This window comes from Allobacillus salarius (assembly GCF_007559425.1).
GTDB classification, from domain to species: Bacteria; Bacillota; Bacilli; order Bacillales; family Alkalibacillaceae; genus Allobacillus; species Allobacillus salarius.
Map to the genome: position 1 here is coordinate 1 of NZ_VMHE01000015.1, position 18135 is coordinate 18135.

16 protein-coding genes, 2 tRNA genes and 1 rRNA gene are annotated in these 18135 nt (G+C 38.5%); 15 read left to right on the forward strand and 4 right to left on the reverse strand.

The annotated features are described in order from the left end of the window. Positions 1-128: 128 nt before the first annotated feature. The 8 genes from rrf (at position 129) to tsaD (ending at position 4312) form a co-directional block, all read left to right on the forward strand. Positions 129-244 (forward strand): 5S ribosomal RNA (rrf, locus tag FPQ13_RS08810). Positions 245-280: 36 nt separating this feature from the next. Next, positions 281-357 (forward strand) — tRNA-Met (locus tag FPQ13_RS08815). Between the two features lie 135 nt (positions 358-492). Then, positions 493-569 (forward strand) — tRNA-Asp (locus FPQ13_RS08820). A 173-nt stretch (positions 570-742) separates the two neighbouring features. Further along, positions 743-1699: a thiamine-phosphate kinase gene (gene thiL / locus FPQ13_RS08825; protein WP_186279624.1), complete on the forward strand. Its 957-nt coding sequence runs from the start codon at positions 743-745 to the stop codon at positions 1697-1699. Between the two features lie 15 nt (positions 1700-1714). Continuing rightward, a complete protein-coding gene (gene tsaE / locus FPQ13_RS08830) occupies positions 1715-2164 on the forward strand; it encodes a tRNA (adenosine(37)-N6)-threonylcarbamoyltransferase complex ATPase subunit type 1 TsaE (protein ID WP_144088977.1) in 450 nt (149 codons plus the stop codon). Then, positions 2161-2859, forward strand: coding sequence for a tRNA (adenosine(37)-N6)-threonylcarbamoyltransferase complex dimerization subunit type 1 TsaB (tsaB, locus tag FPQ13_RS08835; RefSeq protein ID WP_144088978.1), 699 nt, complete (start codon positions 2161-2163; stop codon positions 2857-2859). Before tsaE ends, tsaB begins: the two co-directional genes overlap by 4 nt. Continuing rightward, on the forward strand, positions 2843-3301 hold the full coding sequence (gene rimI, locus FPQ13_RS08840; RefSeq protein ID WP_144088979.1) for a ribosomal protein S18-alanine N-acetyltransferase: 459 nt from the start codon (positions 2843-2845) through the stop codon (positions 3299-3301). Before tsaB ends, rimI begins: the two co-directional genes overlap by 17 nt. Further along, the gene (gene tsaD, locus FPQ13_RS08845; RefSeq protein WP_144088980.1) at positions 3302-4312 is read left to right on the forward strand and encodes a tRNA (adenosine(37)-N6)-threonylcarbamoyltransferase complex transferase subunit TsaD; all 1011 of its coding nucleotides are present in this window, start codon (positions 3302-3304) and stop codon (positions 4310-4312) included. Positions 4313-4623: 311 nt separating this feature from the next. On the opposite strand, the gene FPQ13_RS08850 is transcribed toward tsaD, so the two are convergent. Beyond that, complete coding sequence (locus FPQ13_RS08850; RefSeq protein WP_144088981.1) at positions 4624-6564, reverse strand: ABC-F family ATP-binding cassette domain-containing protein; 1941 nt, start codon at positions 6562-6564, stop codon at positions 4624-4626. Between the two features lie 87 nt (positions 6565-6651). On the opposite strand from FPQ13_RS08850, the gene FPQ13_RS08855 reads away from it, so the two are divergent. Further along, positions 6652-7281: a redox-sensing transcriptional repressor Rex gene (locus FPQ13_RS08855; protein WP_144088982.1), complete on the forward strand. Its 630-nt coding sequence runs from the start codon at positions 6652-6654 to the stop codon at positions 7279-7281. A gap of 34 nt (positions 7282-7315) precedes the next feature. Continuing rightward, a complete protein-coding gene (locus tag FPQ13_RS08860; RefSeq protein ID WP_144088983.1) occupies positions 7316-8725 on the forward strand; it encodes an MDR family MFS transporter in 1410 nt (469 codons plus the stop codon). A gap of 386 nt (positions 8726-9111) precedes the next feature. Here the strand turns inward: FPQ13_RS08860 and FPQ13_RS08865 are convergent, their stop codons facing one another. Both FPQ13_RS08865 and FPQ13_RS08870 read right to left on the reverse strand, forming a co-directional pair. After that, a complete protein-coding gene (locus FPQ13_RS08865; protein ID WP_144088984.1) occupies positions 9112-9315 on the reverse strand; it encodes a YdiK family protein in 204 nt (67 codons plus the stop codon). Positions 9316-9318: 3 nt separating this feature from the next. After that, on the reverse strand, positions 9319-10035 hold the full coding sequence (locus FPQ13_RS08870; RefSeq protein ID WP_144088985.1) for a CPBP family intramembrane glutamic endopeptidase: 717 nt from the start codon (positions 10033-10035) through the stop codon (positions 9319-9321). 249 nt (positions 10036-10284) lie between these two features. Here FPQ13_RS08870 and groES point away from each other — a divergent pair, with 249 nt between their 5' ends. Together groES and groL are read left to right on the forward strand one after the other, a co-directional pair. Beyond that, entirely contained in the window at positions 10285-10569 is a 285-nt protein-coding gene (gene groES / locus FPQ13_RS08875; protein WP_144088986.1) for a co-chaperone GroES, read from the forward strand. Between the two features lie 39 nt (positions 10570-10608). Beyond that, a complete protein-coding gene (gene groL / locus FPQ13_RS08880; protein ID WP_144088987.1) occupies positions 10609-12240 on the forward strand; it encodes a chaperonin GroEL in 1632 nt (543 codons plus the stop codon). A gap of 294 nt (positions 12241-12534) precedes the next feature. On the opposite strand, the gene FPQ13_RS08885 is transcribed toward groL, so the two are convergent. Next, positions 12535-13104: a biotin transporter BioY gene (locus tag FPQ13_RS08885; protein ID WP_377863222.1), complete on the reverse strand. Its 570-nt coding sequence runs from the start codon at positions 13102-13104 to the stop codon at positions 12535-12537. A gap of 1402 nt (positions 13105-14506) precedes the next feature. Here FPQ13_RS08885 and FPQ13_RS08895 point away from each other — a divergent pair. The 3 genes from FPQ13_RS08895 to FPQ13_RS08905 all read left to right on the forward strand — a co-directional run bounded on the left by FPQ13_RS08895 (position 14507) and on the right by FPQ13_RS08905 (position 17766). After that, a complete protein-coding gene (locus FPQ13_RS08895; RefSeq protein WP_246065448.1) occupies positions 14507-15274 on the forward strand; it encodes a gluconate 2-dehydrogenase subunit 3 family protein in 768 nt (255 codons plus the stop codon). 20 nt (positions 15275-15294) lie between these two features. Next, positions 15295-17046 (forward strand): GMC family oxidoreductase, encoded by a 1752-nt coding sequence (locus FPQ13_RS08900; RefSeq protein ID WP_144088989.1) that lies wholly within the window; start codon positions 15295-15297, stop codon positions 17044-17046. Between the two features lie 150 nt (positions 17047-17196). Then, a complete protein-coding gene (locus FPQ13_RS08905) occupies positions 17197-17766 on the forward strand; it encodes an SCO family protein (protein ID WP_144088990.1) in 570 nt (189 codons plus the stop codon). Positions 17767-18135: the final 369 nt, after the last annotated feature.

Here is an 18135-nt window from a genome sequence, read left to right on the forward strand (position 1 = left end):
AGGTCCGAGGTAGAAGCGTGGTGACACGTGAAGCTGACGGATACTAATCGGTCGAGGACTTAACTTACTTGATGATGCACTGCTTCTTATCTAGTTTTGAAGGTATATGCCTTTCAACAACATATTTGTCCGGTGACGATGGCAGAGAGGTCACACCTGTTCCCATTCCGAACACAGAAGTTAAGCTCTCTAGCGCCGATGGTAGTTGGGGTTTTTCCCCTGCAAGAGTAGGACGTTGCCGGGCAGATCATTGATTGAATGGTCTATATGTTAATTATATCGCGGGGTGGAGCAGTCAGGCAGCTCGTCGGGCTCATAACCCGGAGGTCGCAGGTTCAAATCCTGTCCCCGCAACCAATTTACTTACCGTATCTACGTCGGATTAACTTCGAAGAAAGGTAAGATATGGAGTGCCCGTAGGGTGCAACCAATTTAATCATCGCTTCTACGTCGAATTGATCTCGAAGCAAGGTGAAATAATTAATTTTAAATGGTCCGGTAGTTCAGTTGGTTAGAATGCCTGCCTGTCACGCAGGAGGTCGCGGGTTCGAGTCCCGTCCGGACCGCCATTAATACATAATGTAAAGCATGTGGGAAACCACATGTTTTTTTGTTTAGAATGAAAATTATTTTCTATGAAAAGATATAAGACTTTTCCCATACGTATGAAAGTTATTCTACTAACGAATTTCATAAGCACATGTTATTATTGAAAAAAGATCTCTTCATTGGTGGTGTTGTTTTGAAGGAGTTCGAGTTTATTGAAAAGATTAAACCGTCTTATTACAGAAACTCATCGGTTATTAAAGGGATCGGTGATGACGCAGCTGTTGTAAAGCCGCCAAATGGATATGAGCTTGTCATCGCCTCTGATACAATGGTGGAGAATGTTCATTTCTCTTTTGAATATATGCAGTTAAGGGATATTGGCTTCCGTGTGTTAGCGGCAAATTTAAGTGACTTGGCAGCAATGGGAGCAACGCCGCTCTATTACGCTGTAAATATAGCTGTACCGTCAACTTATTCTGATGAACAGTTAATCGATTTATATCTTGGTATGGACGAACTAGCCAAAAAATATAAAGTCGATTTAATTGGTGGAGATACAGTTTCAGCAAATGAACTGGTCATTACGATAAGTGTATTTGGAAAAGTGTTGCCGAATAAAAAACGATTAAGAAGTTACGCGATAACAAACGATATTGTATTTGTTACGGGTAATTTAGGTGAAGCTGCTTATGGTTATGACCTATTAAAATCGGATGTTCTATTGGAAAATCATTTTACCGACCGACATAAGCGACCAACTCCGCGCATTGATTTCACGGAACTAACAGATTCAATTTCTCGCATGTCATTGAATGATGTTAGTGATGGACTAGCAAGCGAGCTGAATGAAATCGCTGAAGCTTCAAATGCTGTAATTGAAATCAATTGGGATGACTTACCGGTCCATTCTAAAATGGCATCTATAGATACTGAGCAATTAAAAAAGTATGTTTTATCAAGTGGAGAAGATTTCGAGTTGGTCGGCACGTGTTCACCGAAAGAATGGGATTTAATCAAAGAAAAGACAAGCAATAAGTTACAGGTGACACCGATTGGCAAAGTTACTGAGGAATCAAACACACCAGAAGTATTTTTAACGATAAAAAATTCGAGAACAATTTTGCATAAAAGTGGTTATTCACATGGCTAGAAGATAGGTGATTGTATGAAAGAGTTTTTTACAAATAATGATGAAGAAACGATGGAATTTGCAGAAAAATTAGGTGAGCTTTTACAACCGAATCAAGTAGTCACGTTAGATGGTGATCTAGGTGCGGGAAAAACTACTTTTACAAAAGGGCTAGCAAAAGGGTTAGGCGTTGAACGAACGGTCAATAGTCCAACCTATACGATTGTAAAAGAATATCGTGGCCGGATGCCTCTCTATCACATGGATGTATATCGTCTGGAAGATAGTGAAGAGGATATTGGTTTTGATGAATATTTCTCAGGTGAGGGCATTACTGTCATCGAATGGTCTGATTATATTCGGACCTATCTGCCTGAAAGATACTTAAAGATTCAAATGAAGAAGATAAGTGCTGATGAACGTCAAATTCTTCTTCAACCAATTGGCGAAGAATATGAGAAATTAATTGAGGAGCTTCAACAATGAACATATTAGCAATCGATACCTCGAACCGACCAATGAGTGTCGCATTATATCATAATGAGACTCCATTGATTGAGCATACGTTAAATAGTAAACGAAATCATTCTGTGCAACTGATGCCTGCGATTGATTATATAATGAAGGAAGTGAACATTCAGCCGAAAGATCTTTCGAAAATTATCGTTGCAAACGGTCCAGGCTCTTATACAGGTTTACGGATTGGTGTTACTACAGCCAAAACATTGGCTTGGACATTAAATATTCCTTTAGTTACTGTTTCTAGTCTTGAGCTTGTAGCAGCTAATCTAATCTACTCCAGTGGTCTCATTTGTTCTTTTTTCGATGCGAGAAGAGGTAACGTCTTCACTGGATTATACCGCGCTCAAGAAGGGCGTTTGACGGAAGAGCTACCTGATCAGAATATCGCGATGGAAGAATGGTTGGACCGTTTAAATGATTTTGGGGAACCAATTACAATGGTCAGTCCAACAGAGCATACATTTTCTGATATGGTTTATGAAATATTAGGAAAGCGTGCAAAATGGGTTACTGGTCACTTGAGCTTCCCACAAGCAGGTCAACTTGTTTTGCTTGGGAAAGACCGAGAACCTGTCGATATTCATACAACAAGCCCGCAATATCACCGGTTAGTAGAAGCTGAAGTGAAATGGTTGGAGAAAAATGCGCAAAATAAGTAAGGATGTAATCGTTAGACGGATGACGTATGAAGATTTGGACCAAGTCATGGAGGTGGAGAATGCTTCGTTCACTGCGCCATGGAAAGAAGAAGACATTACTCATGATTTAATTAATAATCCGTTCTCAGATTATCTTGTTATGGAAAAAGGGGATAAAATCATTGGATACGTTGGTACATGGACAGTTGTTGAGGCGGCTCAAATTACGAACATTGCAATCCATCCGGATGAACGAGGACAAGGCTATAGCGTGCAGTTATTTCAACGAATGCTCAAATACTTGAGGTTGAAAGGTGCAACTGAGCTTACATTGGAAGTACGAGAATCCAATCATGTGGCTCAACGATTATATGAACGGTTTGGTATGAAACCAGTAGGTGTACGAAAAAATTATTATCAAGATGATGGGGAAGATGCCATTGTCATGTGGGTGGAATTATAAATGGATCAAGAAAAGATATTAGCAATCGAAACAAGCTGTGATGAAACTGCCGCAGCAGTCGTTGAAGGCGGTACAACTTTACTTTCCAATGTCGTCGCGACGCAAATGGACATTCACCAGAAGTTTGGTGGTGTCGTACCTGAGTTGGCTTCCCGTCACCATATTGAACAAATTACGTTAGTTATTGATCAGGCATTGAACGAAGCGGAAGTTACGATGGAAGAGATTGATGCGATTGCGGTCACTGAAGGCCCAGGGTTAGTCGGTGCATTGTTGATCGGTGTGAATGCAGCAAAAACGTTGGCATTCGCTCATCAGAAACCGTTAATTGGTGTGCATCATATTGCCGGTCATATTTATGCCAATCGGTTGGAACAGGAATTTCAATTTCCGCTGTTAAGCTTAGTCGTTTCCGGCGGACATACAGAGTTAATCTTAATGAAAGAGCATGGCGACTACGAAATTATTGGTGAAACAAGAGATGATGCTGCAGGCGAAGCATATGATAAAGTCGCAAAAGCATTAGACTTACCTTATCCAGGTGGACCAGTCATCGATCAACTGGCTCACGAAGGAGAAGAAACATATGATTTCCCGCGATCGTGGTTGGAAAAAGGCTCATTTGATTTTAGCTTCAGTGGATTGAAAACGGCTGTTGTAAATCAAATCCATCAGTTAAAGCAAAAAAACGAACCTATATCTAAAGCTAATATCGCAGCATCTTTCCAAGCCAGTGTCGTTGATGTGTTAGTTGAAAAAACGTATCAGGCGGCCCAACAATACGGTGTGAAGCAATTAATCGTTGCCGGTGGGGTTTCTGCGAATCGTGCACTACGAAGATCAATTCAAGAAAGATTTGAAGGGACAAACATTGCGGTGTCCATTCCTCCGCTTTATTTATGTACGGATAATGCAGCGATGATCGGAGCAGCCGCATCCATTCAATATCGTAACAATCAATATGCCAGTCTGAATTTAAATGCACAACCTGGGTTAATGATAGAAAGGTAAAACATGTTATCCACAGTGACAAGAAGTTGCTGTGGGTATTTTTTTATGTAGATTGCCATGACGCTGTTGATAATGTGAATAAATATGTGGATAATTTTATATGTAACTGTGGATAATGTGTATAAGTATGTGGATTGCTGTTAAATCAAGGGGGGATATGTGGATATGTTCATGGATAAAAGAATATGAAAAAACGATTATATTTCTAGTTAACTTTCCTATTAAAGTATAGATCAATAATATTGAATACAATCACCATATAAATAACCCGAACTAAATTTTAGTTCGGGTTTAATGTGGAATAAAGCTGTTTATTCATTCATTTCATCCATCTGAAGTTGCAACTGCTCCCACTCTTCCATATGTTTTTCAAGTAGAAGTTGATGATGCTGCAAGTCGTCTTGAATGGATTGTAGTCTTGAATAATCACCAGCAATTTCAGGATCGCTCATCGTTTCTTCTAACTGTTCGATTTTCGTTTCTGTATTACTGATTTCTTCCACAATAGCTTCAAGTTTCCGTTGCACTTTACGATATTCACGTTTGAATTGTTTTTCCGCCTGAAAGTCTTGTTTATCTGGTTGCTCACTTTCGAGTTCGTTTTCCGCTCTTGCCAATTCTTCTAATTCAGCTTCTTCTTCAATTTTTTCTATATAATAATCATAGTCACCTAAAAAGATGCGCGAACCTTCTTTGGTTAATTCCATTACTTGAGTGGCAATTCGGTTAATGAAATAACGGTCGTGCGATACAAAAAGGATGGTTCCTGGAAAATCAGCCAATGCTGCTTCAAGAACTTCCTTACTGTCTAAGTCTAAGTGGTTTGTCGGTTCGTCCATTACAAGTACGTTTGCTTGTTGTAGCATGAGCTTCGATAAGAGCAGCCGAGCTTTCTCGCCGCCGCTCAGCATCCCGACTGTTTTTAATACATCATCACCACTGAATAAAAAGTTCCCGAGAATCGTGCGAATGTCTTTTTCATTTTTCTGCGGATAGTCATCCCATAATTCCTGAAGAACAGTTTTTTTCGGATGCAAGGATGCTTGTTCCTGATCATAATAACCAAATTGTACATTTGTGCCGACTTGGATTGTTCCGTGTACTTGTTCCAATTTCTTTAAAATCGCTTTGAGCAATGTTGATTTCCCAACCCCATTGGGTCCGACAATCGCTAAACGTTCTCCTCTGTTTACATGGAAGTTCACATTTTGGAAGACGGGTTTATCCATGTCTTCATATTGAGCCATCAAGTTTTCAACTTTCAATACATCATTTCCACTTTTGCGTTGGATGGAGAATGAAAACTTCGTCGATTTATTTTCCAATGTCGGGCGGTCCATAATCTCCATTTTCTCTAATTGCTTTCTTCTCGCTTTCGCTCGATTACTGGTAGAATCTCTAGCAATATTCCGTTGAATGAAGTCTTCTAATTGTTTCACTTCCGCTTGCTGTTTGTCGTATTGCTTTAATTCAAGCTCATAATCTTTTGCGCGTTGCGTTAAATAATAGCTATAGTTTCCATGATATTTCTTCGTTCGTTGGAAAGTCACTTCATAAACGGTGGAAATGGTTCGGTCTAGAAAATATCGGTCGTGGGAAACGATCACAATCGCACCGTCATATCCTCTTAAATAGGATTCCAACCAACTTAGTGTTCGGATATCCAAATGGTTTGTCGGCTCGTCCAAAATTAAAAGTTGTGGTTTGGACAATAACAGCTTCGCCAATGCGAGCCTCGTTTTTTGCCCACCACTTAATTCATTAACAGGTGTGGAAAAATCAAAATGGCCAAAATCTAGTCCATGCAAGACAGATTCAATCTCAGCTTCATATTGAAAGCCACCAGAAGACTGAAACAAGTTTTGTTTTCGATCATAGTCATGGAGCAGTTGTTGGTAGGTTTCTTCATCTTTCATTTCATCAGGATCAGCCATCTTTATTTCCATTGCCCGCAGATCTTTTTCCAAAGCGATTGTATCTTTAAATAGGGTGAGCATCTCATCCCATATGCTCGCGGTAGAATTAAAACCGGTATGTTGTTCCAAATAACCGATCGTCAAATCTTTTGGTTGATAGATTTCACCTTCATAGGAAAGTTCACCAGCCATTATTTTAAGCAAGGTCGATTTCCCAGCGCCGTTACGCCCGACGATGGCAATTCGATCTTGATTATGTACTTCTAATTTAATATCCGATAGAATAAGGTCAGCGCCAAAATATTTACTGACTTGATTTAATTGCATTAAGATCATCATTTCACCTCTAACTAGTTCTCCTCCATTTTAGCATTGTTATGGAGAATACGTTAGTGGTTGAATTGGTTAAAAGGAGTCTGAGTAATGAAAGATGACCGCATCCCACGAGCAACGGTGAAGCGGCTGCCGCTTTACTATCGACATTTAAATATTCTTTCAGATCAAGGGAAAAGTCGAATTTCCTCGAAGGAACTAAGTGAAATTGTCAAAATAGATTCAGCAACGATCCGAAAAGACTTCTCGTATTTCGGTGAGTTAGGCAGAAAAGGTTATGGGTATGATATCCAAAAATTGATTCAATTTTTCCGGAAAATTCTAGACCAAGATGAAGTGGCGAAAGTTGCACTGATCGGTGTTGGGAACTTAGGGAAAGCATTATTGAACTATAATTTCATTAAGAATGATAATATGAGAATTGATTTAGCGTTTGATACGAATAAGCAGAAAATCGGCCATTCGATTGGAAATGTACACATTTATGCATTAGACGAGCTTGAAAAGACGTTAAAGGAGTCAGGAATTCAAGTAGCGATACTGACAGTACCTGCGAGTGCATCACAGCAAGTAGCTGACCGATTAGTAGATAGTGGAATCGAAGGAATTCTAAACTTCACGCCAGTCCGATTGAACGTACCGGATACTGTACAGGTACATAGTATTGACTTAGCCGTTGAGCTACAAACATTGAATTATTTTTTAAAAAACAAATCGTAAAATTTTGTTGGAAAACGTATTGAGGTGAACAGCATTGAGCAAGGAAGCTGATACAACGAATAAATGGCTCGTCATTGTCTCCGTTTTATTCGGAACATTTACGGTCATTCTAAATAACAGTATGCTGAATCCGGTTCTTCCGGATTTTATGTATATATTTGATTCAGATGCCGTCGGAGTCAGTTGGATCTTAACGATTTTCATGCTTTCTATGGGAATGACGATGCCACTGACCGGATTCTTAGGCGACCGATTCGGAAAAAAGAAAGTGTATATTGCCGGTTTACTCTTGTTTATGACAGGTTCGACACTCGGTGCACTCTCCCAGACGTTAAGTATGGTCATTATTGCCCGTGCTGTACAAGGAATCGCCGGGGGTCTAATGATGCCGAACGCCATGGCATTAATTTTCCAAGCCTTTCCGAGAAATGAGCGAGGTTTTGCAGTCGGGGTTTATGGTATTTCCGTCATGATTGCACCCGCCATTGGTCCGACGATCGGTGGAGTGATTGCAGAAAACTTCTCATGGTATTTTCTATTTCTATTCAATATTCCTTTTGGTTTACTGAGTTTGACTCTATCTACTAAATACCTAAAACCGACACCATCTGATCCATCGTTGAAATTTGATTGGATCGGTTTCTCGATGATTACTGTCGGGGTTGGTTCTATTCTCTATGTTCTTGGACAAGGCCGTGAGTTTGAGTCCGCACTTACTTGGACTAATTTATTCTTAGTCATCGTCGGTTCCATTTTAATTATTTTATTTGTTCGTTACGAGTTAAAATTAAAACAACCTTTACTGGATTTAACCGTGTTTCGAATTAAAACGTACCGATATTCAATTATGGTTACATCTGCGGCGTCCATCGGTTTGTTCTCTGGTCTTTTCTTAATTCCGTATTTAATCCAAGAAGCATTAGGATTAGGGCTTATTGAAACCGGACTCGTTTTCTTACCAAGTGCGCTAGCGAGTGGTGTATTTATGACATTAGGTGGGAAATTACTTGATTTGAAAGGCCCGAAATTCGTCGTGCCACCAGGCTTAGTGTTAATTGCTGGTGCATCCTTATTGTTTGGATTTTTTGTTGACCTCTCAACACCTTATTGGTTAGTCGTTGTATTCTTTGCGATTCATGGATTTGGTTTAGGATTTGGTAATATGCCGGCTACCACGGCAGGCATGAATGCCATACCAGAGAGACTTGTCGCCCAAGGTTCAGCGATGAACAACCTCATCCGTCAAATTGCTTCGTCAATGGGAATTGTATTATTTTCCGTTTATTACGAAACACGCCGAGGGAGCATCATGCTTGCAAATGAGATATCTGCTGAAGCGGCAACGATGCAAGCACTTAATGAAGCGTTTATCATAGCTGCAGTAATTGTAGCGAGCGCCATTCCGGCAGCATGCCGGATGAAGCAGGAATATAATGAAGAATAAGGAACCTTCTCCGATTTGGAGAAGGTTTTATTGATTGTTGATTGGGTAGGGCGCATATATTTTGGCTTTTGGCTCATATTTTCGCGAAGAGGGTGCATATATTTTTATTTGGGTCTCATATTTTATTGACCTGGGAGCATAAGACGGGGTAGGAGGAACATATTTTTCTGAGTTGGGTTCATATAATTGAGATTCAATCACTTTGGGTGTGCCACGTAATTGGAAAAAGCAACAATCTGGCTGAAAATGTGCTAATTACTCAAGAAACCCGATAATCCTCTTAAAGATTTAGCCTAATTACTTAAAAAATGTCCCTCACTACTCAAGCAAGTCGTAGTTCACACCAAAAAAATCGAGACAGCTACATGCCATCTCGATTTTTTGTACTATTTTTTCTCTTGCTGTTCTTTTAAACGTCTGTGGAGTCCGAACATTTTGATTGCTGCGCCGAAGTCGAACGCGGCGATCAGTGTGAAAATGATTGTCGCAATGTTCCAGACAGTATCTTCAACACTCATGTAAGCAATGTACATGAATCCTAGCCCCATCAGCAAATAAATAATTGCAAAAAATCGCGGTGATGCACGCATAAGTTATCCCCCAATTAAAATTGTTGCCGTATTTTCTAATTCCTGTAGCCGTCTTTCTAAATCTTCAATGTCGACGAATAGGTTGATCAATACGGCTGTTGCATTCATGGCTCCGTGGGCGATCATCGGTACAATGATTCTTTTCGTTTTTACATATAAATAAGAAAAAGCAAAACCCATAGCCACATACGTTAATGTGAACGTAAAATCAAGATGCAGAGCGCTGAATATTAGAGAAGAGAGCAGCGCTGCAAAAAAGAAATTCATTCGTTTATAGAGTTGTCCAAAGAAAATTTTCCGGAAAATCAATTCTTCGAAAAATGGTGCAAATACAATTGGTACAATAATAAACCAGTAATTCGCCTCAATAATACTGATGATATCCATCGTATTTTCAGAGGTTTGATCAATGCCGATAAACTGGAAGTTAATGATATTGGCTAACATTTGAGCTCCATAAGCGATGAATACACCGCCAATTGACCAACCGATTAGCTTACCAATTCCTTCGCGGTCACGCATGTTTTTTGGCTTCATATCTTCTTGAACCAAGTATAGCATGACGAGCGCTGCAATCGTGTAACTGAACAAATGCCAATAAACGAAATGATCGACTTTTTCCATACTCGGAAAAACACGTTCAAATAGCCCCATACCGAAGAGTGGTGAAACTTGTACCAATATATATGTGAAGATGATAATCCAATATCTTTGAGGCAATTCAACCGTCTCCTTTTGTTGATCATTCATGAGATGATACACTAGTTTTGTTGGCTATTTTTAAGATATTTTTTAGAAATCAAAAAAGAACCTAACGTTTATTTTATACTAAATCAAAAGCCGAAACAAAAATATTGTTTTTTACTTGCAAAAAAATAAAAGATTGAGTATTATAATATTGGATTTAGCACTCAGATAACACGAGTGCTAACAAAACGATTATTCAATTCATAAGAGGAGGTTTTTGTCGTGTTAAAACCACTAGGAGATCGCGTCATTATCGAGGTTGTTGAGCAAGAAGAAACAACAACAAGTGGAATTGTTTTGCCTGATTCCGCAAAAGAAAAGCCACAAGAAGGGAAAGTCGTGGCAGTCGGCTCTGGTCGAGTGACTGAGCATGGTGAGAAGGTTGCGCCGGAAGTGAAAGAAGGCGACCGCGTCATTTATTCAAAATTTGCAGGAACAGAAGTGAAGCAAGACGGCAAAGAATACTTAGTCCTACGAGAAAACGACATCTTAGCTGTTGTTCAGTAATAAAAATTAACGGAATGAATCAAGGAGGTATTTATACTTATGGCTAAAGAAATGAAGTTTGGTGAAGACGCTCGTCGTCAAATGCTTAATGGTGTTAATGCATTGGCAGATGCCGTAAAAGTAACATTGGGACCAAAAGGACGTAACGTCGTTCTTGAGAAAAAATTCGGTTCTCCATTGATTACGAATGACGGTGTAACCATCGCAAAAGAAATCGAATTGGAAAACCACTTTGAAAATATGGGTGCACAGCTTGTATCTGAAGTTGCTTCTAAAACAAACGATGTTGCTGGTGACGGTACGACGACAGCAACGGTTTTGGCACAAGCAATGATCAGTGAAGGATTGAAAAACGTTACATCTGGTGCAAACCCAGTTGGAATCCGTCGTGGAATCGAAAAAGCTGTTGAATTAGCAACAAATGAACTTCGTGAGATTTCTGAAACAATCGAAGGAAAAGATTCTATTGCACAAGTTGCTTCCATCTCTTCTGCAGACGAAGAAGTTGGTCAGTTGATCGCTGAAGCAATGGACCGTGTTGGTAACGATGGTGTTATCACAATCGAAGAATCTAAAGGTTTCGCTACAGAGCTAGAAGTCGTTGAAGGTATGCAGTTCGACCGCGGCTATGCTTCTCCATACATGGTTTCTGACCAAGATAAAATGGAAGCAGAGCTTGAAGATCCATACATTCTAATTACAGATAAGAAAATTTCCAATATCCAAGAAGTTCTTCCTGTATTAGAGCAAGTTGTACAGCAAAGCAAGCCAATCTTGATTATTGCTGAAGATGTTGAAGGTGAAGCGCTAGCGACACTTGTTGTCAACAAACTACGTGGAACATTCAACGCAGTAGCTGTTAAAGCTCCTGGTTTCGGTGACCGTCGTAAAGCGATGCTTGAAGATATAGCGACACTAACTGGGGCAGAAGTGATTACAGAAGACTTAGGTCTAGACTTGAAATCAGCTACCATTGACCAATTAGGCCGTGCTTCAAAAGTTGTTGTCACAAAAGAAAACACAACAATCGTTGAAGGTGCTGGTGAAGCGGACGAACTATCTGCCCGCGTTAACCAACTACGTGCTCAATTAGAAGAAACAACTTCTGATTTCGATAAAGAAAAACTACAAGAACGCTTAGCTAAACTAGCAGGCGGAGTAGCAGTCATCAAAGTTGGTGCTGCAACAGAAACAGAATTGAAAGAGAAGAAACTACGTATCGAAGACGCATTGAACTCAACACGTGCAGCTGTTGAAGAAGGAATCGTTTCCGGTGGTGGAACAGCTCTTGTCAATATCTACCGCAAAGTAAGCGAGTTGTCTCTAGAAGGCGACGAAGAAACAGGTAAAAACATTGTCCTTCGTGCACTAGAAGAACCAGTACGTCAAATTGCTGAAAACTCCGGATTAGAAGGTTCAATTATCGTTGAACGTCTAAAAGGTGAAGATCTAGGCGTTGGATTCAACGCTGCGACAGGCGAATGGGTGAACATGGTAGAAGCAGGTATTGTAGACCCAACCAAAGTAACTCGTTCAGCGTTACAGCACGCTGCATCCGTAGCTGCTATGTTCCTAACAACAGAAGCAGTAGTTGCCGACCTACCGGAAGAAAACGGCGGTGGCGCCCCAGACATGGGCGGCATGGGCGGCGGCATGCCGGGCATGATGTAAGCCAAAAACTGAATAATAAAAGCTTGATATGACGAGGTTTGCCAGAGGGTAGACCTCGTTTTTTTCTTGTATGTCACAAAAAGGTAACATGAATAAGTAACCATAAAAAATTGAGTACAGATAACGTTATGGCAAAAATATTAATTATAAAATATTAATAATGAAGAAGCTCAGCTAAACTTCTTATGTAAAGATAACTGAGCTATTATGCAAATAACGCTTTAAATAAATGCAAATTATCGGTCAAAGTGACACTTTTATGGTGCTTCTATTTGATTCAATTAGTGTCATAACTTATGCAACTTCTTTTGGCATATCTCCAAGTACTTTTGCTTGTATTAGGCGTCTTCTGACAACAATGCCAATCCAGCTGGCTAGAAATGCCTTAATGAATCCTACAGCAAGAAACGGGTATACACCGGCAGCCAAGGAAGCACTCCATCCAAGATCCAGTACAAGTTTCAAATGAATAGTACCAAAAACCAGTGTTACAAACATTCCCATAATATTTGCGATGACAGCCATTGAGATTGTAAAACTTGTTTTTTCCAAAATGAGACCAGTAACGTACGCTGCGGCTATAAACCCAAAAATATATCCACCTGAAGGGCCTACAAGCACCTGTGGTCCCCCACTGAATCCAGCGAATACCGGAAGGCCGACCGCTCCAATCGCCATATAGAGCACCATTGCCAATGATCCCTGACGGCTTCCAAGAACAGTTGCTGCAATCCCTACTGCCAATGTCTGGCCACTGATTGGAATAAGTGGAAGTGGAATTTCCATCTGTGCAAGTATTGCAGTTATAGCGGCAAATATAGAGATCTTGAGCATAATTCTCAGTTTATTACCTTGTCGATTCAATGTAAACGTCCCCCTTCTGTTAAAAATTATTTTAATAGAAGAAGGGGGGTGATTGTCAACCGCTATCATTGATTGGTTTACAATTATAGCTTTCTACATAACGATCATTAAAAAGAAGTAGCACTTATTTCAGATTTAAGTTTCAATATGCATTGTTCGTGATGATAAAAATACAGAAGTTGAAGTTCCACCACTTTGATATGATACCTCATCAAAGTTATTCAACTGTTTCTTTCTTGGTATGTTTATTATATTTTCAATTAATAGTTACGCTAGTTTAAGAACCTTATTTGATTAAACCGAAAGGGCGCGATTGTTAAATAATCATCGCGCCTAAATCAAGGCCATATTGTTTAGTGTATTATTAAGGAAAGAATAAAAAGGAAAATAAATGGGGGAAAGCTAAAGAAGAGCCAGAGAGTTTCTTACATGAAAACCATCAAGTGTATTTTTACAAGACAGTATTATGTGACTTGGCAGGAAATAATCATCAGGTTATTTATACTACACGTTCAGATAAAATGATAGATATTTTGATACCAAAAGTATAATACGATTAGAATTCGATGAGAAAAGAAGCAGACAGAAATAAAATATAATAAAGTTGATGATTGTTAAATAAAAAGCAACAAAAAATACAGAAATAAACAACGATACAAAATTATACGCAATCATCTTTACTAAGGAACACTCCAAACCATTGATTCAATAGCATTTTACAATTTATAAAAGCAATAAAAAACGGATCACAACACGCGGGGCATGATGTAATAGCTGCCTGAGACCGTGGATTTAAATAGACTCTTAAATCAATAAATCAAATGCTAACAATTTAATAATTTTGTTATATTTACTGAGGCTAATCACTAGATTCATTCTATAGTGATTAGCCTTTTTTATATTATTAATTATATAAGCTCGTTTTTAAGTAAATAGTAAGGATAACTACTACTTTAAAGGTTTAAACAGAACGGAATAAGGTAATTGTTTGAATAATTTCCTTTTTAAAAATCCAACCAGAGGTTTGCCCCTACTAGTAACATCACAGTTTCTTCCCATTATGTTCGTACACAACGAAAGGAGAGGTAAATGAAGCATTAAGAGAAAATGAAAATTCCTTTGGACAATCTAATAATCCATAAAGGTTAATAGAGCAATTCGGAAAAGTATACTTATGCGCCACTTTAAAAACCAAAAGGGACTGTTAAAGGAAAGTGGAACTAAATTACTGTAATCTAAAAGACTTTCGGTCGAACTCTATTTCTTCTTGGTTATTTCACGAGTATTGCAATTAATAACTAAATACAAAATATTTAAAATAAAAAATAGACTATGTTAAGGTATATTAAATCCAAATATTAGATAGATTAAATACTAAAATGAGATGAGGTGTTTGGTTGTGGTGGATGATAAAGACAAAAATAAAAACGTTGACGCTAACCAAGAAGAAGATAGTGGTCGACGTAAATTTCTAAAAAACGCAGGAGTTTTCACAGGAGGCGTAGTTGGTGCTGGCTTCCTTGGAGGTGTGATTGGCCATAATTGGTGGGACGACTCTGATTCTGCTACAGAGACAAAGACATCTCCTGACTTTAGTGAAGCAAGAATCTTTTTTAATCGTCGAGAAGATTTTAATGTTTTAAGTTGGGCAACTGAGCGAATTTTTCCAGAGGATGATAATGGACCAGGTGCGATCCTATTAGGCGTTCCGTACTTCATTGATAAACAATTAGCTGGTTCTTGGGGGAAAAATGCCGATGATTATATGCTTGGACCCTTCAAAGATGGGGAACAAACTCAAGGTTTTCAATCGCCTTTGAACAGAGGAGAAATTTTTATTCAAGGTATTCGTGAAATAAACAAAGTGAGTAACAAAAAGTTTAAGGCATCTTTCCCAGAGCTAGAAGAGGATCAGCAAAATGAAGTTTTAATGATGTTTGAAAATGGAGAAGTAGATTTAAAAAATGTAAGTTCGACTCGATTTTTCGGTTTACTTAGACAAGCTACACTTGAAGGTGCTTATGCAGATCCCTTATACGGCGGGAATAGAAATATGGACGGTTGGCGCATGAAGGAATTTCCTGGAGCCCAAAGTGCCTATATAAATGAAATTGAAGAAGAAGAATTTATTAAGATGGATCCAATTAGCTTAAGTGACTATAATAAATAGTTTGAAAAGGAGATATTACGATGGCCAAAAAACTAGATAAAGTTGAAGTTGTTACCGTAGGTGTTGGTTGGACAGGCGGTATTATTGCTGCTGAACTTGCTAAAGCAGGATATCAAGTATTAGGTTTGGAAAGAGGTAAAGAAACGTCACTCGATGACTATAACCAGATAAAAGACGAATTAAAATACAATCCTAGAAATGAAATGATGAATGACCTGTCTGATGCTACGCTTACTTTTCGTAATAATTTTGATACAGAAGCACTACCAATTCGTGATAATGGTAATCTAAGAATTGGAAAAGATACAGGCGGCGGAGGCAGTCATTGGGCTGCGCAATATCACCGTTATTTCCCTTATGATTATGAGATTTATAGTAAGACTGTTGAGAGGTACGGGAAAGATAAAATACCTGAAGGAATGACCATTCAAGATTGGGGAATTACTTATGACGAAATAGAACCTTACTACGATAAATTTGAAAAAATGGCGGGAATTTCTGGTGAAGAAGACCCTTTCGGACCACAACGTTCGAATCCATATCCAACTCCCCCAATGAAAGACGTTCCTATTACCAAGATGTTTAAGAAAGCTGCCAAAAATTTAGGTTATCATCCACTTACCTTGGCCTCAGCTACTCTATCAGAATCGTATGAGAACCCTGATGGTCAAAGGATTAATGCTTGCCAATACTGTGCTTTTTGTTACAGCCATGGATGTCAATTTGGTGCTAAATCAGATCCTATTATTACGGTGATCCCGACTGCACAAGAAACGAATAATTTTGAGCTTCGTACAAACGCCAACGTAACGCGTATATTATATGAAGATGGTAAAGCTAAAGGCGTTTTATATACAGACACGCGTACAGGAGAAGAATTTGAACAACCAGCTGACGTAGTCGTTATGACAAGCTATACATTTAATAACGTTCGTTTGTTGTTATTATCTGAAATCGGGACACCTTATAATCCGAAAACGGGTGAGGGAGTCATTGGTAAAAACTTCTGTGATCACCATGTGGCTGATGGCGCGAGTAATGCCGTTGGTTTCTTTAATGAAAAGAAGTTCAATTTATACATGGGAGCAGGGGGATTAGGTGCTATTTTTTACGATCTTGCTGCTGATAACTTTGACCATTCGGATGTTGATTTTATCCATGGTGGTGTCGCTAGAATAACCCAAGGAGGTAGTGGAGCAATTTCACATAACCCTGTACCAAAAGGGACGCCTACTTGGGGAAGAGAATTTAAAGAGAAATCTCTGTTCTACGCAAACCGAATGTTAAATGTTAACTTTATGTTCGCTGTTATGCCTTATAGAGATAACTATCTAGATCTTGATCCTAATTATACCGATCGCTCGGGTGATCCATTGATACGCGTCACATTTGATTTTAAAGATCAAGAACATAACTTGCTTAAATATGGAAGAGATGTGTGTGCGGATGTAATGAAAGAAATGGGCGCAGATATCATCGAACCAAGTGAAGATGTTGATCATATTAGTGGGAGTTTTATATTCCAACATAGTAGTGGAGGCGCTATTATGGGGAGCTCACCTGAAACCTCTGCAGTGAACAATTACTCACAAATGTGGGATGTAGATAATTTATTTGTCGTAGGTGCTTCTGCATTTCCACATTTTAGTTCCGCAAACCCAACAGGAACGGTAGGAGCTATGGCTTATCGTGCTGCTGAAGGTATTGAAGAGTTTTTAAAGAATGGTGGAGGTCAATTAGTCGAAGCAAAAGATGCTAAAGCTAATACCTAAAGCTAGCTTGTAACTTTTAAATAAATATTACTTTTTTACAAGTAACCTGATAATCATTTTTCAGCAATTATCAGGTTACTTATTGTTTAATTATTAACGATTTAATAATGTTGCTAATAAAAAGTCTTGGTTAACGAAGGAGAATATGACATGGGAAGGATCAAGTTAATATTCTATTTTTTCCTAGTTTTCTTAGTGTCTTGTGGAAATGAAGCGGATATAGAAACCAATATGTCTGAACCAATGTCAGACTTTCAATTTACTACACAAGATAAAGATACTTTGAGTTTTGAAGAATTAAAAGGTGATTGGTGGATAGCAAATTTTATGTATACAAGTTGTGAAGCCGTATGTCCCATTACAACGGAACGGATGGCAGATATCCAAAAAACATTGGACAAAGAAGGCTTACACCCACACCTTGTCTCTTTTAGTGTTGATCCAGAAAATGATACACCCAATGTTCTAAAAGAATATGCTAGCCAATATGATGCTAATTTTGACTCGTGGAGCTTTTTAACAGGGTATGAATTTGAAACGATTCAAGATTTATCTCAGGAAACTTTTAAAGCTAACTTAGCAAAAGGAGCCGTTGGATTAAGGTCTCACGGAGTTAATTTTTATTTAATCAATCCTAAAGGTGTTATTGTCAAAAAATATAACGGAATGAACAAAGAGGAGTTAGAAATGCTTGTTTCCGATGTGAAAAAAGGTATGTAGTGTCTTGGATTGCTTGCTGTTGTTAATATAGGTAAATAAATTAGATGTTATTGCCATGTATGACTTTATACATGGCATTTTAATATGTTGAAATACTAAACCTAGTATTTAGCATCTTTTGGTATAATAGTAGTAATTTAATTATTATTTATTTTCACACAAAATTTAGTTTAAATTTCAGAAGAAAGAGTTGTTCACAGAATGCTTAACTTTTTTAAAAAAATGAATCGAATAAAGCTAATTCTAATAGCAGTTTTGTTCCTTGTTCTATTATCTACGTTAAGAATTGGTTGGTTAGCCTTATTTTATGACGATGTAGATCAACCACAGATTCAAAAAGGTGAACTGGATTTAACTGAGTGGGATAGT